This window comes from Pseudoalteromonas sp. bablab_jr011, assembly GCF_016464045.1.
Taxonomy (GTDB): Bacteria; Pseudomonadota; Gammaproteobacteria; order Enterobacterales; family Alteromonadaceae; genus Pseudoalteromonas; species Pseudoalteromonas lipolytica.
Map to the genome: position 1 here is coordinate 122,571 of NZ_JACDWU010000304.1, position 18,784 is coordinate 141,354.

The window sequence follows — 18,784 nt, forward strand, 5'->3', positions numbered from 1 at the left end:
TTAACTTGCCTTGTGACGGGTGATTTCGACTCCCACCGTTTTAGCTTGAGGAACCGCAGCTGGTTTGCTGACACGAATTGTGACTTGGCTGGTTGTAAATTCGGTTAAAATAATCGCGGCGAGTTGTTCAACTAAGGTTTCAAGAAGTTCGACGGGTTTTGCCGTCGTGTGCGCTATAACGCGTTCACTGACTTTAGCGTAATCAAGCGCTAAGTTTATATCATCGGTTGCCGCTGCGGCTGAAATATCACACACCATTTCAATATCAAAATACAGGCTTTGTTTCGTTTCTTTTTCAAAATCATACACGCCTATAATGGTGTCTACGTGCAGTTGTGATATGTATACCTTGTCCATTGATACTCCAAGCGACATAAATATTAAAACCAATACCTATCGTATACGCGTATTAATTTCAATAATGCGCACAGAGCTGTCATAAAGTTTTAATATATAAAAATTCCCTCTACAATAACGGGTAGATGCACTGCAAAATGTAGCGTACTATCTACTCAAAAGTAGCGGCAGATGGTTTTGCCGCCAATGATAGCCCAAAAGTGCAGATTAAAAAATAAGGAAGCGCGTGTTAGAAGTTTTAATGTTAGTTTTAGCCTATTTACTGGGGTCGGTTTCCTCCGCTATCCTCGTGTCTAGGTTATTTAAACTACCAGACCCACGCAGTCACGGATCGAATAACCCCGGTGCCACCAATGTGTACCGACTTGGTGGAAAAGTCCCGGCTGTATTAGTGCTGGTGTTTGATATTTTAAAAGGCACCATCCCAGTGTGGGGCGCTTATTTCTTAAAAATCGAACCGCTGATGTTAGGTTTAATTGGCGTCGCAGCGTGTTTAGGGCATATGTACCCTGTATTTTTCAGCTTTAAAGGGGGTAAAGCCGTTGCGACGGCCTTTGGTACTTTACTACCTATTGGATTATCTTTAGGTGGATTATTAATCGCGACTTGGCTATTAATAATCGCAATAACGCGCTATTCGTCACTTGCAGCACTTATTACAGTGTCGCTTGCCCCACTTTATACATGGTGGATAAAACCACTTTATACGTTGCCAGTCACGTTTTTAACACTGTTGATTATTTTCCGTCACAGAGCAAACATAACCCGTTTATTAAGTGGTGAAGAGCCAAAAGTAGGGACTAAGAAAAAAGCCCCTGACAATAACAACGACTAAGTTACAGCGCTTCTAATGAGTCGATTGGCCAGCGCGGCTTAGTTTTCATATCAAGGCTTGCAAACTGCCCCGCTTTAAGGCGTTGCATGCCCGCGTAGGCGATCATAGCGCCGTTATCTGTACAAAATTCTGTGCGAGGATAATACACTCGACCTTTCATGCCTTGCATAACACGCTCTAATTGCGCACGTAATTGAACGTTAGCGCTCACTCCACCGGCAATCACTAAGCGTTTAATACCTGTTTGTTTAAGGGCACGCTTACACTTAATAATCAACGTATCAATTACTGCAGTTTGAAATGCGTGGGCTATGTCAGCTTTAGTCTGCTCATCATCAGCACTGTCACGAATAGCAAGCGATGCAGCCGTTTTTAAACCACTGAAGCTGAAATCGAGCCCAGGTTTATCTGTCATCGGACGTGGAAACACAAACCGTTCAGGCGTGCCTTGCTCAGCTAGTTTTGCTAAACGAGGACCCCCTGGGTAATCAAGTCCTAATAATTTCGCTGTTTTATCAAATGCTTCACCTGCCGCATCATCGACAGATTCACCCAGTACTTCGTACTCACCAATTCCTGACACTTTCACCATCATTGTATGCCCACCCGATACAAGTAGCGCAATAAACGGGAATTCAGGCTTATCTTCTTCGAGCATTGGCGCCAGTAAATGCCCTTCCATGTGGTGCACAGCGACAGCAGGAATATTCCAGCCATAAGCAAGAGAGCGACCGATAGAGGTGCCCACTAACAAAGCCCCCACTAAACCTGGCCCTGCGGTGTAAGCAATGCCGTCAATATCGTCAGGACCACAACCGGCTTGCGCAAAAGCTGCGTCGATTAATGGCAAAGTTTTACGTACATGGTCGCGTGATGCAAGCTCAGGTACCACACCACCGTAGTCTGCGTGCACTTTAACTTGGCTGTATAGTTGATGTGCTAATAAGCCTTGTTCATCATCGTAAATGGCAATACCTGTTTCATCACATGATGATTCAATACCTAAAATTCGCATCAATTACTCCGCCAAGAAAAATAAGCGCGTATTTTACAGCTAAAATACGCATTACTGAACACTAAATTGCAATACCAATGTTGGTTTGACCGTCTGAAATAGCAAGCTGCTTGAGCTCTTTTACGTTTTCTGGGGTAATTCGGCCCATTTGCTCAACAAAATCAATTAGCTCTGCAAGCACATCCATCTCATACTGCATTAGCGGGTGTTCGCGGACTGATTTGTTATCAGCCACTTCACCTTCAACCGTTAATTGGTATTCAATAAAGCGTGCAACAGAGGCTTGTGAAATTTTGCTAATGTTTAAAAACTCTTGGTCATCTTTAGCCATCAGGCCATGCAACATTCCCAATAATGCGGTTGCAGTGTCAATAGCGGGGTAAGTGCCAAACATATCAAAGTCACTGAGCTCAGGTACATTAGGCTCAATTTTTTCAATTTGCTTTTCAAGGCTTATCTTACTTTTTGGCAGTAATATTTTTTCCCAGCATACATTCAGTGCGCTGCGAAATACCGCTGCGTCACCAAAGCCAGTTGCTTCACTAAATAAGCTGTAATTAGGCAACATACGCTCAAGAAGCGCGCCGCCTAATACCGCTTTTTGCAAATAGTTTAATTCTCTAATGCGTTGAAAATTATTCGCTTTCGTCATTCTTAACAGTCCTACAAGACCAACATATTTCAAATGTTGGGCCATTCAGTTCGCTGCATGATGGGCAAACCCAGTCTGGAGCCGATTGTTTTACTTGCCGGTAGTTTACCAATATTTCTTGTGCATGGCGCTCTTTTAATGCGTAAACAAGAATATCAACCCCCGTTTGTTCAAAGGGAATCTCTCCCATTGCACCTTGCAGAAGCTCACCTTGCAGTTGGCATTGTATTCCTGCGGTATGTAAAAGCCCTTTTATAATATTAGCTTCAAGCCCATTAGCGGCTTGGTAGATACGTACCCATGAAAAAGGTTCTGACGTAGTTGGTTGATTTAAATTATTTTTATGCAAATTTACTCTCTTTTACTTTGCAGCTTTAGCAACCTAAGCTACCCTAGCAATTGACCCTGCTACAACCTATATTGAAGGTAGCCTTATGACATTAACAACGCCTGGGCTGTTATTCCCGGCCATTTCTTTACTTTTACTTGCTTACACCAATCGCTTTTTGGTACTTGCCCAACTCATTCGAGAACTGAATGCGCGCGAAGGAGAAAGTATCCGTCCTCTGGTTGTTGCACAAATCGCCAACCTCAGAAAGCGTATTAAACTGATTCGTATAATGCAAGTTTACGGCGTGGCATCATTTCTCATGTGTACCTTGTCAATGTTCGCTTTGTTTATTGAGTTTAATACAACAGGCATCATATTATTTGGACTCAGTCTTGCTTGCTTAACTTTATCGCTTCTTACCTCTTTATATGAGATTCATATTTCATGTGATGCAATAGAAATTGAATTAAGAAATATAGAAAAAAAACCCTTAGTGGATAAGGCAGAGTAAATTTCTGCCTCTATACTTATTGTTACCTGATACGACAATAAGTGGTGCTTGTGTGGATGATTTTTTATTTTCTGAAGAACGGTTAGAAGAAAATAACGTACAAACTGAAGAACCAGAATACTGGCATATTCTTGTTGTTGATGACGAAGAAGATATTCATCAAGTTACCAAGCTTGTACTAGCTGGTTTTCAATTTGAAAATAAAAGCTTACGCTTCTACGATGCCTATTCTGCAGCAGAGGCTAAAGAGCTTTTGAAAAAAGATATCCCTTTTTCAGTGGCACTTGTTGATGTCGTCATGGAAACAAACCATGCCGGACTTGAACTTATTCAGTATATTAGGGACGACATTGATAACCACCATATCCGCCTAATTCTTCGTACAGGCCAGCCAGGTGAAGCACCTGAAGAATCTATTATCCGTGATTACGATATAAACGATTACAAAAACAAAACCGAATTAACAGCCATAAAAATTAAAACACTGCTCTATTCTGCACTGAGATCTCATCGTGATATCCAAATTATTGATCGCCATAAACATGGCCTCGAACAAATCATAAATGCCTCAGCTAACTTTTTAAAATGCGACAGTGTGCAAGAATTTGCATCCACTATTTTAAGCCACGTGACAAATGTGATGGGTATAAACGACACTCAAATTTATTGTGCTGCTGCGGTTAATTTACAATCATCTCCTGCAACAGACTTTCAATTATTGGCGGCTTCAGGCGTTGGGCCTATCCCCAGTCAAAATAATATTCCTGACGAAGTTAAAAGTTTATTTATTGATGCTCATGATCGTAAGTCATCACTAAAAACAAGCACCGACTACATTGGTTACTTTCCAACCAAAGCGGGCCTTGAAACTATGCTGTATGTAAATAAAGGAAGTAAATTACATGCTACCGATCATCAACTTCTTGAGTTTTATGCAAACAATATTGCACTGGCCTATGACAATCTTAAATTGCGCGAAATGGTAAAAGAATCGCAAAAGGAATTGTCCTATATTCTTGGTGAAGCAGTAGAAAAACGCTCTAAAGAAACAGGCTCACATGTTAAACGTGTCGCGTTATACAGCGAGTTACTTGCAAAACTATCAGAACTTAATCCCTTTCAGTGTGAAATCATCAAGCTTGCCTCCCCCTTACACGACATAGGAAAAATAAGTATCCCTGACAACATCTTAAATAAGCCCGGAAAATTAGATGAGACAGAATGGGAAATAATGAAGACACACGCTGAAGTAGGTTATGAAATTCTAAAAAATTCAAGTAACGAGATCATGACTTGCGGCGCAATGATCTCACTTCAGCACCATGAAAAGTGGGATGGCTCTGGGTATCCACACGGTTTAGCAGGTAAAGATATTCATATCGTTGGTCGTATAACTGCGCTTGCTGACGTGTTTGACGCTCTATGCAGTGACCGTTGTTACAAAAAAGCGTGGCCACTCGATGAAGCACTTGCACTAATAAAAAATCAACGTTCGAAACATTTTGATCCAACTTTAGTCGACTTATTACTTGAAAATTTACCACTTTTCTTGGAGATTAAAGACCGTTACCCTGACTAGTTGTAACTTACCTGTAAAACAACACTTTTAAAAATGGGTACAATAATTTACTATACTCAATGTTAGGTATTATTATTTTAACTCAATGTAAGGGCTTACTTAATAAAAAGGGACTATATAAAGTGAGATTTGAACAACTTGAACAATTCGTTGCACTCGGCGTACTCAGACACTTCCGCCAAGCTGCTGAAAAAACCCAGATAAGCACTTCAGCGTTAACTCGTAGTATTCAAACACTTGAAGATGAAGTGGGCTATGAACTCGTTACTCGCTCTACTCGTTCTGTAAAGCTAACCAAAGAAGGTGAACTTTTCCTCGAGTACGCACAACAAACACTTAATAATTTAGAAGAAACAAAAAAACGTTTATTCGAGTCATTAAATGGTTGTGAAAACGAAAAGCTCGTTATCGGCTACACAACTAAAGCAAGTGCAGTTGTACCTGTGTCGTGTGGGCAATTTTTAGCACAGTACCCACATGTTAAAATTGAAATGCAGTTGCAAGAACAAAGTGAGTTAATTCGCAAACTGCAACTTGGTGAAATTGATATCAGCGTTTGCTCACAAGCCATGAATAGCATTGGTAGTGATATCCATTTGCCTGATCAGCTAATTTTATTTGTATCAAAAAATCATCCAATTGCTAATAAAACAGACATTAGCAAGAAAGACTTAACAGACTATCCAATGTACAGCTGTTTTTCACAATCGAAGCCGGTTCAATCGATGCTAAACGAAGCAATTGATTCATTCAATAAATCAACCAGCGTTAAGGTCGGTAGTATTGAACAAGTTATGGAAGGCTTGAAAAAGTCAAACCATATTGCGATTGCGAGTATTGAGCATGCCAACAGCGTTTCTTCAGACCCTGAATTGCTAGTATTAAAAACCAATAAAGGAATCGCTCACGAACAGTTAGTAATCCAAACTAATCAACAAATTAATGAAAACTCGCACGTGAGTTATTTATTAGATCTTATTGAAAAAACAGCATTATCTAGCCACAACTAAATGCACATATCAAGCTGGCTTGACTACGTTAGGCCAGCTTATACATCCTCATTGTTTTACTGCATAAAAAGCGTGCATGTAATTTTTTTTCAGATACACTTACGCACCTTTTTTTGATTGTGCATATGAATGACCGCGCAGCTTATTTCCAATACTTATTTAAATGCAATTGAACATACTGGTTATGCCATTGTTGAAAACGCAATTGATGAGCAGTTGATAAATGATTTAATTGCAGATTGTTACCGAATTAATCCCCATTTTCATGTTGCAGGTATCGGTAGGTTAAACGATCAGCAAATCGATAAAACGGTACGCAAAGATAAGACCTTTTGGTTTGATAGCTCAAGCCAAGCGCAAATAACTTATCTCGCAACCATGGAAGCAATTAAGACCCAGTTAAATAGAGAGTTTTTCTTGGGCTTGTTTGATTATGAATGCCACTATGCGAAGTACCAACAAGGTGACTTTTATAAAAAGCATTACGATGCCTTTAAAGGACGCTCAAACCGTATTTTTACAACGGTTTGCTACCTAAATAGCCCCGCGTCTGGCGGCGAGTTGGTTATTTATAAACCTAAAAGTAAAGACATTGAAGTGGTCATAAAACCGAAGGCAGGCACATTAGTCATGTTTGAAAGCGAACGCTTTATGCATGAGGTATTACCCGCAGACGATGTGCGTTATTCAATTGCTGGTTGGTTCAGAAAAAATGCCTCAATAAGCGGTATTATCGACCCACCGCGATAATCAAAACGGTAATGGCAAGGATGCTACAAGGCCAATAAAAATAACCAGCCCGACATAATGATTATTTAGAAACGCTTTAAAGCAGTGCTCTCTGTCGCGATAGTGAATAAGCGTTTGCTGGTAAAGTAAAAATCCAATCGCCGCTATTAAGCCTAACCAATAAGGCATATCAAGCTGATTGCTTATGCCAATGTAACTGAGTATCGCAATGAATAGCGCATTCAGTAAGAAAATAATATGCCTGTCAAAACGTGCAAATAAGATAGCCGTTGATTTAACACCAATCTTTAAATCATCATCACGGTCAACCATGGCGTACATGGTATCGTAAGCCACAGTCCACACGAGGTTTGCAATAAATAACAGCCACGCTTCAATTGGCACTGAGCCAATTGAGGCCATGTATGCCATTGGAATAGCCCAACTAAATGCGGCTCCTAGTACCACTTGTGGTAATTGGGTATAACGCTTCATAAACGGATAGCAAAATGCCAACGCAAGAGCCCCCAAAGAGAGCAAAATCGTCGACCACCCCAGCATTAAAACTAATCCAAATGCCACGGCAATTAACAACACAAATAAGCTCAACGCCTCACCACTGGACACTCGCCCTGCGGCTAGCGGACGCGTTGCTGTGCGCTTTACTGAACCATCAATTTTACGATCAGCAAAGTCATTGATAACGCAGCCTGCACTTCGCATTACAAACACCCCTAAACTAAACACCACAAAATTTAATAAGCTTGGTGCTCCCTGATTTGCAAGCCATAACGCCCAGTACGTTGGCCAAAGCAATAGCAAAGTACCAATCGGCTTATCTGTTCGCATAAGTTGTTTGTAATAAGGAATGTGTGCGATTTTTAATGCAGCTAGTTTCATAAGTAAATATAAGCCTCTGGCAGAAAAACTTCGGCCACTAAAAAATGGGCATTTGACAATGAAAATACACTTCGTCTTCCCCACAGTGGTTTAGACTCTTTGCCAAGCACAGCTAATAAAGTTTGAATAGTGTGCTGCTCATTAAACTCTGCCACTTCTATCTCTGTACGAGATAAGCTTGGGTCTTGAAAAATAACATCCCCTAATGGCCGTGTTCCCATACTTAGCAACTGCTGCTTTTTTAAGGTATCATCTGCGGGTAACCAGCTTTGTGCATAAACCATTGGTTTATCATCACATAATAGTAGCACTTCGCGGTTAAGCGCTTGGCTCAACGGCGTATTTAATAAAGCTTGTTGCTCCTTTGTAAGATCAAAAGGGGCTTCATTGAGCACTTTAACCGAAAAGTGTTGGCAATGACGCTTAAGCTTGGCCGTCAATGACCCTGCTTCAAGCAACCAACCTTGCTGCTGTTGCGTTAAATGAGGGTATGCCGAAGCAGGCTGCCAATGCGCAGCTAACGAAACTGGGAATGTAATCACAACGACTCAATAATTATAAAAACCGCGTAAATGATATCACTGCAACCCGTTTCGAAAAAGTCATGATTTAATCTCTACATGGGTTAAAAAACAGAGAACAACCTGTATCTTAAGTTAATTTGGGTATAGACTAAAAACCATTGAATAGGTGGGATATTCTTAAACTATGAAAAAGTCATTGTTATCAATTTACTTGATTAGCATGCTCGTTATTGGCGCTACGACAAGTTTCTCGACACGCGCAGAATCAAATGTCGGTTACTTCGGTTTTGAGCCTGACATTATCACCAATTATATTGGCCAAGGAAATAAAAAACTGGGTTATGTACGGATCACTGTTGATCTAATGCTTAATGATATTTCTGATATTGGTGTGGTTGAGCACCATACTCCGCTATTGCGTGATGCGATTGTCGAGATACTGTCAAAAGAACCTGAAGAAAATATCAAGTCGCTCACGGGCCGTGAAGAAATTAGAAAGCGCTGTACAGAAAAACTCAAAGCACTGTTAAAGCAAGAGACTGGACAAGAAATAGTACGTGAAGTGTTGTTTACTAAGTATTTATACCATTAAACGTGACGGCAAAGGCCGTCACGTATAATAAAACTACTTACGCGACAATAGTTTATCTGACATGGCGTAAGCCATACCCGCAATAAGCCCTGCTAAATGTGCCCAGTTCGCCATCCTAACCGGCAACATATCCACAAAGCCTAAAATCAGCCACACCAACATAAAGCCAACAATACTGTTGCTAACAAGCGGGGGTAGTTGAGGTCGCATTACACCGTAAATCCAACAGAAACCGAGCAAACCATACACAACACCACTGAGCCCACCAAAGTTCGGACCAACTACTAAAAACTGTGCCCAATTACTGATAAATGCCGTCACTAAGAAAAGCCCAACTAAGGTTAATTTACCACTGCGTTTTTCTATGTCATTACCCAGTGTCATCCACCAAATCAGGTTAAAAATGAGGTGGATAGCGCTGAAATGAACAATCGCAGGGGTAAACCAGGTTAGCGGCTTAGCAGGGTTAAATTGCAACATACCATAAAGAGTTTCAAACCCACCCAGTAAAAACGCCACAAAAATAGCGATTGAAACTAAGGTCACAGTACGGTTTAACCAGCTCAATGCTTTAAAGCGTGCTTTTAGGTTAAGTGACTGGCCTTGATATAACAACGGCGACTCAGTACTGCCAACTTGCCACGATGCTTGAAGGTACTTTTCGTCATTTGGATTCGCGGTGAACGCTTGCCACAGTGGCTGAGCTTGATGAAAATGCTCAGGAGCAACACAAATAATCACTGTCTTACCATCGTGTGAGCGCAGTTCACCATGCAAGCCTTTACTTTTAATGTAATCGATAAAGCCTTGCGCGGCGCGAGGATTATTAATGCTGCCCAATTCAATCATCGTTCAATGTGCTCCGGTTGTTGTGTCTGCCATGCTGTAAAGCCGCCATCCATACTGTAGACGTCTTCAAAGCCTTGCTCTACTAAATAGCTTGCTGCACCTTGAGAACTTACGCCATGATAGCAAACGATAATAATAGGCTGATCAAACTCTTTGTTCATCATAAACTCACTGATATTAGCATTTGATAAATGCTCAGAACCAGGGATATGCCCAGCTTGAAATGAGTTAGGGTCGCGAATATCAGCAATCACCACATCATTTTTATCTAATAATGCAAACGTTTCACTGACTGAAATATGTTTATATGACATAACACTCTCTAAACTAAAAAGGCGGCCGAAAGCCGCCTTATCACACTCTACGGTATTAATCCCAGTTTAGGATTACTTTACCTGATTGGCCTGAAATCATTGTATCAAAGCCTTCTTGGAAATCATCCACTGAGAATTGATGCGTGATAATTGGATTAAGGTCAAGACCAGACTGAATTAGACTCGCCATCTTGTACCACGTTTCAAACATTTCTCGGCCATAAATACCTTTGATAATTAAGCCTTTGAAAATAACTTGATTCCAATCAACCGCCATATCTGATGGTGGAATTCCCAGCATGGCAACTTTACCACCATGATTCATGTTATTTAACATGCTGTTGAATGCAACAGGTACACCTGACATTTCAAGACCAATATCAAAGCCCTCGGTCATGCCGAGCTCTTTCATAATATCTTCTAGGTTTTCATTCGCAACGTTTACAGCGCGTGTCGCGCCCATTTTACGCGCTAAATCTAGGCGGTACTCGTTTACATCAGTAATCACTACATGACGCGCACCGACGTGCTTAGCAACCGCTGCTGCCATAATACCAATTGGACCCGCCCCGGTGATAAGGACATCTTCACCAACAAGATCAAACGACAACGCTGTGTGTACTGCATTCCCGAATGGGTCAAAGATTGATGCTAATTCATCAGAAATATTATCTGGAATTTTAAATGCATTGAATGCAGGGATCACGAGGTATTCGGCAAATGCACCTTCACGGTTCACACCCACACCTGTTGTGTTACGGCATAAATGCACGCGACCAGCGCGACAGTTACGACAGTGACCACAGGTAATATGGCCTTCACCAGAAACACGATCACCCACTTGGAAACCACGTACTTCCTGACCCATATCAACCACTTCACCCACGTATTCGTGGCCAACAACCATAGGTGTTGGAATAGTGTTTTGTGCCCATTCATCCCATTTATAAATATGGACATCTGTTCCACAAATTGCTGTTTTGCGGATTTTAATAAGCAGATCGTTATGGCCAACCTCAGGTTTTGGCGCATCGGTCATCCAGATCCCTGGTTCTGCTTTTAATTTAGATAATGCTTTCATGATTTACACTCAATTAAAAAAACCGAAGCAGGTGCTTCGGTTTAGAAAATAAAATTAGATAACACCCATTTCTTTACCAATACGGGTAAAGGCAGCAATTGCAGTGTCTAATTGCTCTTTTGTATGCGCCGCAGAAATTTGCGTACGAATACGTGCTTGGCCTTTAGGTACAACAGGGAATGAGAAACCTGTTACATAGATACCTTCAGCAAGTAACTTGTCAGCCATCATCGAAGCGACCTTCGCATCGCCAAGCATTACTGGAATAATCGCGTGGTCTTTACCTGCGCAGGTAAACCCTGCTGCTTCCATTTGCTCACGGAAGTAATGAGCGTTATCCCATAATTTAGCGCGAAGTTCGCCACCGTTACTCAACATTTCAAGTACTTTGATTGATGCTGTAACAATTGATGGAGCTAATGAATTAGAAAAAAGATATGGACGTGAACGCTGACGTAACCACTCAACAATTTCTTTTTTACCTGATGTATAACCACCTGATGCGCCGCCCAACGCCTTACCTAATGTGCCGGTAATGATATCGACACGGTCTAATACGCCACAGTATTCAGGTGTTCCTTTACCGTTTTCACCCACAAAGCCAACGGCGTGAGAATCATCAACCATAACTAATGCATCGTATTTATCAGCAAGGTCGCATACTGCTTTAAGATTACAAATAACGCCATCCATTGAAAACACACCGTCAGTGGCAATAAGCTTGGTTTTTGCCCCGGCTTCATCAGCTGCAATTAATTGCTTCTCTAAGTCGCTCATATCATTATTAGCGTAGCGGAAACGTTTTGCTTTACATAAACGAACCCCATCAATGATAGAAGCATGGTTTAACGCATCTGAGATGATGGCATCATCTGGGCCTAAAATTGTTTCAAATAAGCCTGCATTAGCATCAAAACACGATGAGTAAAGAATAGTGTCTTCTGTTTCTAGAAACTCAGAAATTTTGTGCTCTAATGTTTTATGAATATCTTGAGTACCACAGATAAAACGCACTGAAGCAACACCAAAACCATGATCGTCAAGGCCTTGTTGTGCGGCTTTTATTAGCTCTGAGCTATTTGCAAGACCTAAGTAGTTATTTGCACAGAAATTGATAACTTTATCACCTGATGCAACTTCAATTTGAGCTTGTTGCTGTGAAGTAATAACACGTTCGCTTTTGTATAAACCCTCAGCTTTTACTTCATCTATTTGTTGCTGAAGCTGAGTGAAAAACGCAGATGCTCTCATCTGAAATCTCCAAATAATCTTTTAAGTAATCAGAGCCGATTAGCTGTGACTGTGAAATTTGCGCCTATTGTAAAAGCTTAGGCGAACAATTGCACTGTTTGTAGTTCGTCGCACAACCTAAATTAGGCGCGGTAGATAGGAAAAAACTGGTCATACCTGCTGTAAGTGTAAAATCAAATTAGGTAATTCAGCTAACGAGTCGCATACATAGTGCGCATGCTGCTCCGTTGACTCTGCATAATTTTGTCCAGAGCGCACTAAAACACGCGTTGCCACATTGGCTCTTTCGCCAGCGAGTAAATCGCCAAGTTTGTCACCAACCATGATACTTTGAGCGGGATCTATGTGGTGCTCTTCAATCGCTTGCAACAACATGCCAGGCGCTGGCTTACGGCATTCACATTCTTGTAAATAGGCAGGCAACGCTTTACTTGGATGGTGTGGACAAAAATAGACATCTAGAATGTGTACACCGTGTTTTAAAAACTCATTTTTCATCCATTCACTTAAGTGGTGAAAATCTTGCTCTGAGTAATAGCCTCGACCAATTCCAGATTGATTCGTCACGATGATAATTTCATAACCTGCATCAGTGAACTTTTTACACGCCGTAAAGACCCCTGGCACAAACTCAAAATCATCTGGCTTGTATACGTAACCATGGTCAATATTTACAACACCATCGCGGTCTAAAAATAGCACTTTACTCATCACAATTGCTCTTTTAATAAAACAAGATCAAACATTAAAGTAACCTCTTCAACACGTATCTGCGCCATTAAATCTGCACCTTTAACGCGTGTCCCCCACGGCAGCTGGTCTGCTGTTTTACCTGTTTGCTCAAGTAAGTTTTGGTGATAAACCTCAACAACATAATTTTGATATAAATAAGGCCCCGTGCGTTTTGGATTTGAGTGAGCGTATAAACCTATCACCGGTGTACCCACTGTAACGGCCATATGCGCAGGTCCTGTATCAGGCGCAAGCACTAATGAGGCACGCTTTAGCACACACAACAACTCTTTAAGCTGAGTTTTACCAACTAAGTTGAGTACAGGCACGTGACTGTGCGCAATAATTTGCTCAGCCAGTTCATTTTCAAGGGGTGTTGGCCCCCCCGTAATTACAACTGAGAATCCTTGATTATGAGCGTAATCAGCGAGCGCAGCATAACGTTCAGGAAGCCAGTTACGCTCTTTTTTACTGGCCGCAGGTGAAATAACAAAAATACGTCCTGCTAACCGCTCTGTACCGAGTAAAGTATCTGCCGTATGTTGATGAGCATCTGTTATTGGCATCTGCCAGCTAGGCTCATACTCTGGTACACCGATTGCCTTTGCAAAACCTTGGAACCCTTCAAGAACATGCGCTTCTGCTTGAGCTGCAATTCGCTTATTGATAAATAGACTATGTAATTCTTTTGAACGTGCCCAGTCAAAGCCCACTTTTACTTTAGCAGGTATACAACGTGCAGCAAGATTAGCTCTGAGCGCTACCTGCATATGAAGTAACACATCAAACTTTCGCCCTTTAAAGGTTTCTTTAAGTTGTTTGTATGCTTGCTTACCCTGCTTTTTATCAAATACAACAAACTCAACACCCGGTAAATCAGCAAGCAGCATCGCTTCCACTTTACCAATAACCCAAGTAATTTTCGCATGAGGATGCGCTTTTTGAATTGCTTGCACCGCCGACACCGCATGACATACATCACCAATAGCCGAAAGCCTTAATATACAAATATCTGAATAGGAGGTTGATTGAGTCACGTGCACCCTTAGCAACAGCAAATAATAGGCGATCTTAAATTAACCTGATGCTATTGCAAGCACTTATGCGAAAAGCTAAAAATGCGGTACTATATAGCTATTCACTGTTTATATTTTAAGTTGTTATGTTCGACACTCAGCATCTGCAAAATTCGACCCTTTTGTGCCACCCTGCATACACTCAGATGCTTACATATGACTGGTTTGATGCTCACTTTTGGCAACAACAAAATAAAATAGTTGGCGCTAAAAAAGGCCGAGCAACGGCCTGGTTTTTTAAGCATGAACAACTGACCGGTGTATTGCGTCATTATTGGCGTGGCGGACTCATAGGCAAACTATTAACAGATCAATATGTGTATGTCGGCTTAGAGCACACGCGGGTTTACAAAGAGTTTTCGTTGATGATGCACTTAACTGAGTTAGGCTTAAATGTGCCCACACCTATCGCTGCAAAAGTCACACGAAGTGGTTTTATTTATCGAGGCGATATTATCACCGAGGCAGTAAAAGGAGCACAAAGCCTCTTAGATATTTTGGTGACTCGCCCGTTAACTCATGACGAATTAAAGAATGTGGCCACAACGCTCAGTGAATTTCATAACCGTGGTGTTTATCACGCTGATTTGAATATCAATAATATTTTATTTGACGAAGCGGGTAAGGTCTTTATTATCGATTTTGACCGTGGTGAAATAAGACAGCCCGAAATGGCGTGGCAACAAGAAAATATTAAACGCCTTGCCCGTTCATTTGCCAAAGAACAAGGCCGTAATGAGATAATGCACTGGCAACAAAGTGATTGGCAGTCACTGTATTGTGACTACCAAGCATTGCTTAAGATTTAATTTTGCTGATGACGTTAGACGTCGAGCAACCATTAAGGAACTCAAGCACTTCAACTTTACCGCCATGGCGTAATACATGGTCTGCACCCGCAATTTGATCAACCGTGTAATCACCCCCTTTCACCAGTACATCGGGGCTAATTTGCTCGATGAGCTTAGCTGGCGTGTCACTCTCTTGTGCACTACCAAATGGAATTACCCAGTCAACCGATGCAAGCGCACTGAGAACCATAGCCCGCTCTTCAAGCGGGTTTATTGGACGTTCAGGTCCTTTAAGGCGCGTGATTGATTCGTCATTATTTAAACCAACAACTAAACGATCGCCTCTGGCTTTTGCCTGCGCTAAATAGCGTACATGACCTGCGTGTAGAATATCGAAGCAGCCATTGGTAAAGACAATTTTCTCGCCATTTTGTTTTGCAAACTCGATATGCTGCAACACATCTTCAAATGGCGTTTGATAATGCTCGCCGGTTTGCTGTAAGTACTGACCCAATTTACGACTCAATTCTTCAGGAGATACCGTCGCTGCGCCTAGTTTACTTACGGCAATACCCGCTGCAAGATTAGCAATTTCAACGGCATCTTTAGGTTGCATGCCAGCGCCTAACATCACCGCTAATGTAGCAATTACAGTATCTCCGGCACCAGTAACATCACTGACTTCTAATTGCTGCGCCGCAAAGTCATGCTTCTCAGTTTGACTGATTAACGACATTCCTTGCTCTGAACGAGTTAATAACATCGCCGCAACGCCCGCATCTTCAATAAGCTGGCGCGCACTCTCGGTTAAGCTTTGCTCAGACTCAGTTTTACCACCAGCCAGCTTAAATTCATTCAAGTTTGGCGTAATATAGTCGGCACCACGATACAAATTTAGATCCGATGATTTAGGATCAACAAGAACCGTTTTACCTGCATTTTTAGCCACTTGGATCATGGCTTGAATTAAGCTTAGTGAGCCTTTGTTGTAATCAGAAAATAGTACAAAGTCATAATCATCTAACACTAACTCTAAACGATTCAAAAGCAACTGGCTGTGTTGTTCAGTAAAGGTTTCTTCTAAATCTAGGCGCACCACTTGCTGATGACGACTTATCACGCGCATTTTAGATATGGTGGGTAAATCACAGACGCTAACAAGCTGCGAATCAATTTTCTCAGAACTCAAAATAGTTTCAAGAATTTGTCCGCTTTCATCTTCACCAACAAGCCCTAATAAACCGACCTTACCATCTAAACGGGCAATATTTTTAGCCACGTTTGCAGCGCCACCCGCTTTGTCTTCAAACTTACTGACTTTAACTACGGGCACCGGGGCTTCTGGTGAAATACGACCCGAGTCACCATGCCAGTAACGGTCTAGCATCACATCACCAACAACTAAAATTCGCGCTTTAGATAAGTTTTTAAGTAACGCTAAATCCATTACTGTTGCTCCGCTACAACCATATCAATGGCTTCACATAACCAGTGACCGATAAACATATGTGCTTCTTGAATGCGCGCTGTTTCATCGTTTTTAATGATTATTGGTAACTTCGCGATATCTTTCACTTTACCACCGTCACGGCCAGTTAAAGCCACAGTGAAAGCGCCTATTTCATTAGCCGCAGCAAGCGCAAGATTAATATTAGGGCTAGTGCCTGAAGTCGTTAAGCCAATCACTAAATCTTCAGGTTTACACAACGCCTGAACTTGGCGTTCAAACACAGTATCAAAATGATAGTCATTACTGTGCGCCGTTAAAATTGACGTGTCAGTTGTCAATGCGATTGAAGCAAGCGGCCCACGCTCTAACTTATAACGTACAACAAACTCTGCCGCTAAATGCTGCGCATCGGCGGCACTGCCACCATTACCAAACCAAATTACTTTACCACCTGCCTGCAAAGCGCTGTGGCATGCTTCAAGTAATTGCATCACCTCAGGATGATAAGTTTCCATGGTCTCAAACAGCATTTGATGACGATTTAAACTTTCTAGGTAGCTTGCCGCTACAGAATCAAGATTAGACATATAAATTCCTTAAAAAAAACGGCTAGACCTACCAGTATACTGCAACAGATAGCCAAGTATAATTCTCACCAAACACATCTTCGCCATAAGTCAGGGTGGTTTCGAGTGTATGTTCATTCAATTGACGCGTATTGCTCAGTTGAAGTTCAATGGCACTTTCGTATTCTTTACTATAACCGCCAATATCATAATGGTAGTTACTCTCATTTTTAATGCTCGATAATTTCGCTACCCATAAAGAGCTCAAAGACTCTAAGTAGCTCAGCTCTAATACATGAGTTTGAGATGGAACACCATCTCCGAAATAGCGTTGATCCGCTGCAAAATGTCCTACGACAAAACCATCAACGGTATTTCCAGAGGTTGGATAAATATAATTTTTATACCAAAAACTGTGCATATTTGTATGTTCATAACGTAACGCAACGGTATCCGTTATTTGTGGGAAGAAAGCACCGATGCTGTAAGCAACATTGCCAAATTGGTAATTTTGGTGCTCTTTTGTGTCTTCGCCACCGTACTCAAAATACAACTCGGTTGGAAGGCCAAAATCAAAATTTATAGTACTAGTGATAGATGCAAACTGATCACCTAGCTCACTATCTGGCCCACCTGCAAGCTCGCCATTATCATTACCCGCAGGGTCAAAAAAAGCCTTAAAAACATCGCTAGCATTTACTTCTCGAGGACCACCACCAAATTGCATCATACGGTTGATGCCAATTTTCCAACCACTTAGGGGCTCTATACTGAAATGCGTACCAGCAAGCTTTGGCGTGCCGCTATGCAGCTCCCCTTGATATAAAATACCGTTTTCGACATGCTCTAATTCAGAATAATACAGCTCAAAGTCAAAATTCCACCAATTATGCGCAGGTTGCACCATACCTAATGAAATAGAAGGGGCTGTTTTTGCATTAGTAGAAATAATTTGAGCTGAATGTTTAAACGGTGAAAACCAATGTTCTTTATAACCAACATTCAGTTGTAAATCATCTCCAGCAAAACTTACAAAAGTATTGTAATTCACAAATTTATTTTGCTTGGCTCTGTAATCAACACCAACTTGTACTAAGGTATAATCGTTTGCACGCCAAATACCTTCAAAAAAGCCTTGGCCCCACTCATCTGAGCTTAAACCACGTTGATTAGCAATTTTCTTCGTAGTATCACCATCGACCTGAAATTTTAGACCCACACGCGTAATAGCATCTTCACGCTGATAGGGTTTAATCTTAGTGCGGATCGCTGCAGCCAAACTTGGCTCTTTATTTTCAAGTTCATTAAGTGCGTATTCTACCTCAGCCAAACGATATGGCTTCGTCATAGGTGTGCCTGAGGTTAATGCAAATAAAGTATCTAATTGATGATCAAGCTGTGCATCCATGCCAATCGGTATGTAAGCGGTGGGTGTTGCCAATAAAGGAGAAGAGCAACTGAGTAACACGCTTATAGCCGTGGCTTTTATCATTTTAAATTTCATAACTATAAAGACTAAATATAAAGTAACTGAAATACTACCAAATTAGCGGCGACGAAACACTTAAAACTCTGCAAGATAACCCTTTTTAACATTTTATATTTAGCTCGATTGGCTAACACGCTATCATAATGTTTT

At 41.4% G+C, this 18,784-nt stretch carries 22 protein-coding genes; 7 read left to right on the forward strand and 15 right to left on the reverse strand.

Annotation, left to right across the window (positions count from 1 at the left end; translation table 11 throughout):
- Window positions 1–357, reverse strand: a complete 357-nt coding sequence (folB, locus tag JIG41_RS20075; protein ID WP_036970914.1) for a dihydroneopterin aldolase — start codon at window positions 355–357, stop codon at window positions 1–3.
- A gap of 226 nt (window positions 358–583) precedes the next feature.
- On the opposite strand from folB, the gene plsY reads away from it, so the two are divergent.
- Window positions 584–1,192, forward strand: a complete 609-nt coding sequence (gene plsY / locus JIG41_RS20080; protein ID WP_036970917.1) for a glycerol-3-phosphate 1-O-acyltransferase PlsY — start codon at window positions 584–586, stop codon at window positions 1,190–1,192.
- Window position 1,193: 1 nt separating this feature from the next.
- On the opposite strand, the gene tsaD is transcribed toward plsY, so the two are convergent.
- The 3 genes from tsaD to JIG41_RS20095 form a co-directional block, all read right to left on the reverse strand.
- Entirely contained in the window at window positions 1,194–2,207 is a 1,014-nt protein-coding gene (gene tsaD / locus JIG41_RS20085) for a tRNA (adenosine(37)-N6)-threonylcarbamoyltransferase complex transferase subunit TsaD (RefSeq protein ID WP_036970921.1), read from the reverse strand.
- A 61-nt stretch (window positions 2,208–2,268) separates the two neighbouring features.
- Window positions 2,269–2,859: a YjaG family protein gene (locus JIG41_RS20090; RefSeq protein WP_199525333.1), complete on the reverse strand. Its 591-nt coding sequence runs from the start codon at window positions 2,857–2,859 to the stop codon at window positions 2,269–2,271.
- Window positions 2,843–3,208, reverse strand: coding sequence for a DUF2007 domain-containing protein (locus tag JIG41_RS20095; RefSeq protein ID WP_065978009.1), 366 nt, complete (start codon window positions 3,206–3,208; stop codon window positions 2,843–2,845). The genes JIG41_RS20090 and JIG41_RS20095 overlap by 17 nt, the downstream gene beginning before the upstream one ends.
- An 85-nt stretch (window positions 3,209–3,293) precedes the next feature.
- Here JIG41_RS20095 and JIG41_RS20100 point away from each other — a divergent pair, with 85 nt between their 5' ends.
- The 4 genes from JIG41_RS20100 to JIG41_RS20115 all read left to right on the forward strand — a co-directional run bounded on the left by JIG41_RS20100 (window position 3,294) and on the right by JIG41_RS20115 (window position 7,040).
- Window positions 3,294–3,701 (forward strand): DUF2721 domain-containing protein, encoded by a 408-nt coding sequence (locus tag JIG41_RS20100; RefSeq protein ID WP_036970930.1) that lies wholly within the window; start codon window positions 3,294–3,296, stop codon window positions 3,699–3,701.
- A 52-nt stretch (window positions 3,702–3,753) separates the two neighbouring features.
- Window positions 3,754–5,280 carry a DUF3369 domain-containing protein gene (locus JIG41_RS20105; RefSeq protein ID WP_118844008.1) on the forward strand — a complete coding sequence of 509 codons (1,527 nt, stop codon included), beginning with the start codon at window positions 3,754–3,756 and terminating at the stop codon, window positions 5,278–5,280.
- Between the two features lie 122 nt (window positions 5,281–5,402).
- Window positions 5,403–6,290, forward strand: coding sequence for a LysR family transcriptional regulator (locus JIG41_RS20110; RefSeq protein ID WP_065978067.1), 888 nt, complete (start codon window positions 5,403–5,405; stop codon window positions 6,288–6,290).
- A 129-nt stretch (window positions 6,291–6,419) separates the two neighbouring features.
- On the forward strand, window positions 6,420–7,040 hold the full coding sequence (locus JIG41_RS20115; protein WP_036970936.1) for a 2OG-Fe(II) oxygenase: 621 nt from the start codon (window positions 6,420–6,422) through the stop codon (window positions 7,038–7,040).
- Here the strand turns inward: JIG41_RS20115 and ubiA are convergent, their stop codons facing one another.
- Both ubiA and JIG41_RS20125 read right to left on the reverse strand, forming a co-directional pair.
- Window positions 7,041–7,919, reverse strand: a complete 879-nt coding sequence (ubiA, locus tag JIG41_RS20120; RefSeq protein WP_036970938.1) for a 4-hydroxybenzoate octaprenyltransferase — start codon at window positions 7,917–7,919, stop codon at window positions 7,041–7,043.
- Window positions 7,916–8,461, reverse strand: coding sequence for a chorismate lyase (locus JIG41_RS20125; protein WP_065978007.1), 546 nt, complete (start codon window positions 8,459–8,461; stop codon window positions 7,916–7,918). The genes ubiA and JIG41_RS20125 overlap by 4 nt, the downstream gene beginning before the upstream one ends.
- 166 nt (window positions 8,462–8,627) lie before the next feature.
- Between JIG41_RS20125 and JIG41_RS20130 the strand changes: the two genes are divergently transcribed.
- On the forward strand, window positions 8,628–9,035 hold the full coding sequence (locus JIG41_RS20130; RefSeq protein ID WP_036970946.1) for a flagellar basal body-associated protein FliL: 408 nt from the start codon (window positions 8,628–8,630) through the stop codon (window positions 9,033–9,035).
- 33 nt (window positions 9,036–9,068) lie between these two features.
- Here JIG41_RS20130 and glpG read toward each other — a convergent pair whose 3' ends face one another.
- From glpG to JIG41_RS20160, 6 genes are all read right to left on the reverse strand, one after another.
- Window positions 9,069–9,884, reverse strand: coding sequence for a rhomboid family intramembrane serine protease GlpG (gene glpG / locus JIG41_RS20135; protein WP_199525334.1), 816 nt, complete (start codon window positions 9,882–9,884; stop codon window positions 9,069–9,071).
- A complete protein-coding gene (gene glpE, locus JIG41_RS20140; RefSeq protein ID WP_065978005.1) occupies window positions 9,881–10,198 on the reverse strand; it encodes a thiosulfate sulfurtransferase GlpE in 318 nt (105 codons plus the stop codon). Before glpE ends, glpG begins: the two co-directional genes overlap by 4 nt.
- Before the next feature lie 55 nt (window positions 10,199–10,253).
- Window positions 10,254–11,279: an L-threonine 3-dehydrogenase gene (gene tdh / locus JIG41_RS20145; protein WP_036970956.1), complete on the reverse strand. Its 1,026-nt coding sequence runs from the start codon at window positions 11,277–11,279 to the stop codon at window positions 10,254–10,256.
- Window positions 11,280–11,333: 54 nt separating this feature from the next.
- The gene (locus tag JIG41_RS20150) at window positions 11,334–12,530 is read right to left on the reverse strand and encodes a glycine C-acetyltransferase (RefSeq protein WP_199525335.1); all 1,197 of its coding nucleotides are present in this window, start codon (window positions 12,528–12,530) and stop codon (window positions 11,334–11,336) included.
- Between the two features lie 150 nt (window positions 12,531–12,680).
- Window positions 12,681–13,241: a D-glycero-beta-D-manno-heptose 1,7-bisphosphate 7-phosphatase gene (gmhB, locus tag JIG41_RS20155; RefSeq protein ID WP_065978004.1), complete on the reverse strand. Its 561-nt coding sequence runs from the start codon at window positions 13,239–13,241 to the stop codon at window positions 12,681–12,683.
- Window positions 13,241–14,299, reverse strand: a complete 1,059-nt coding sequence (locus tag JIG41_RS20160) for a glycosyltransferase family 9 protein (protein WP_036970965.1) — start codon at window positions 14,297–14,299, stop codon at window positions 13,241–13,243. The genes gmhB and JIG41_RS20160 overlap by 1 nt, the downstream gene beginning before the upstream one ends.
- Before the next feature lie 125 nt (window positions 14,300–14,424).
- On the opposite strand from JIG41_RS20160, the gene JIG41_RS20165 reads away from it, so the two are divergent.
- Window positions 14,425–15,147, forward strand: a complete 723-nt coding sequence (locus tag JIG41_RS20165) for a 3-deoxy-D-manno-octulosonic acid kinase (protein WP_199525336.1) — start codon at window positions 14,425–14,427, stop codon at window positions 15,145–15,147.
- Here JIG41_RS20165 and hldE read toward each other — a convergent pair.
- Genes hldE through JIG41_RS20180 form a run of 3 tightly spaced genes read right to left on the reverse strand, consistent with a single transcriptional unit; the run spans window position 15,137 to window position 18,637 of the window.
- Window positions 15,137–16,576 carry a bifunctional D-glycero-beta-D-manno-heptose-7-phosphate kinase/D-glycero-beta-D-manno-heptose 1-phosphate adenylyltransferase HldE gene (gene hldE, locus JIG41_RS20170; RefSeq protein WP_036970970.1) on the reverse strand — a complete coding sequence of 480 codons (1,440 nt, stop codon included), beginning with the start codon at window positions 16,574–16,576 and terminating at the stop codon, window positions 15,137–15,139. The genes JIG41_RS20165 and hldE overlap by 11 nt on opposite strands.
- Complete coding sequence (locus JIG41_RS20175; RefSeq protein ID WP_036970972.1) at window positions 16,576–17,166, reverse strand: SIS domain-containing protein; 591 nt, start codon at window positions 17,164–17,166, stop codon at window positions 16,576–16,578. Before JIG41_RS20175 ends, hldE begins: the two co-directional genes overlap by 1 nt.
- A gap of 28 nt (window positions 17,167–17,194) precedes the next feature.
- Window positions 17,195–18,637: a capsule assembly Wzi family protein gene (locus JIG41_RS20180; RefSeq protein WP_249406721.1), complete on the reverse strand. Its 1,443-nt coding sequence runs from the start codon at window positions 18,635–18,637 to the stop codon at window positions 17,195–17,197.
- Window positions 18,638–18,784: the final 147 nt, after the last annotated feature.

Excerpts from the sequence above, each read along its gene's own strand:
- folB (WP_036970914.1), bottom strand. The coding sequence starts at position 357 with ATGGACAAGGTATACATATCACAACTGCACGTAGACACCATTATAGGC.
- tsaD (WP_036970921.1), bottom strand. The coding sequence starts at position 2,207 with ATGCGAATTTTAGGTATTGAATCATCATGTGATGAAACAGGTATTGCC.
- JIG41_RS20090 (WP_199525333.1), bottom strand. The coding sequence starts at position 2,859 with ATGACGAAAGCGAATAATTTTCAACGCATTAGAGAATTAAACTATTTG.
- JIG41_RS20100 (WP_036970930.1), top strand. The coding sequence starts at position 3,294 with ATGACATTAACAACGCCTGGGCTGTTATTCCCGGCCATTTCTTTACTT.
- JIG41_RS20115 (WP_036970936.1), top strand. The coding sequence starts at position 6,420 with ATGACCGCGCAGCTTATTTCCAATACTTATTTAAATGCAATTGAACAT.
- ubiA (WP_036970938.1), bottom strand. The coding sequence starts at position 7,919 with ATGAAACTAGCTGCATTAAAAATCGCACACATTCCTTATTACAAACAA.
- JIG41_RS20130 (WP_036970946.1), top strand. The coding sequence starts at position 8,628 with ATGAAAAAGTCATTGTTATCAATTTACTTGATTAGCATGCTCGTTATT.
- glpG (WP_199525334.1), bottom strand. The coding sequence starts at position 9,884 with ATGATTGAATTGGGCAGCATTAATAATCCTCGCGCCGCGCAAGGCTTT.
- glpE (WP_065978005.1), bottom strand. The coding sequence starts at position 10,198 with ATGTCATATAAACATATTTCAGTCAGTGAAACGTTTGCATTATTAGAT.
- tdh (WP_036970956.1), bottom strand. The coding sequence starts at position 11,279 with ATGAAAGCATTATCTAAATTAAAAGCAGAACCAGGGATCTGGATGACC.
- JIG41_RS20150 (WP_199525335.1), bottom strand. The coding sequence starts at position 12,530 with ATGAGAGCATCTGCGTTTTTCACTCAGCTTCAGCAACAAATAGATGAA.
- gmhB (WP_065978004.1), bottom strand. The coding sequence starts at position 13,241 with ATGAGTAAAGTGCTATTTTTAGACCGCGATGGTGTTGTAAATATTGAC.
- JIG41_RS20165 (WP_199525336.1), top strand. The coding sequence starts at position 14,425 with ATGTTCGACACTCAGCATCTGCAAAATTCGACCCTTTTGTGCCACCCT.
- hldE (WP_036970970.1), bottom strand. The coding sequence starts at position 16,576 with ATGGATTTAGCGTTACTTAAAAACTTATCTAAAGCGCGAATTTTAGTT.
- JIG41_RS20175 (WP_036970972.1), bottom strand. The coding sequence starts at position 17,166 with ATGTCTAATCTTGATTCTGTAGCGGCAAGCTACCTAGAAAGTTTAAAT.
- JIG41_RS20180 (WP_249406721.1), bottom strand. The coding sequence starts at position 18,637 with ATGATAAAAGCCACGGCTATAAGCGTGTTACTCAGTTGCTCTTCTCCT.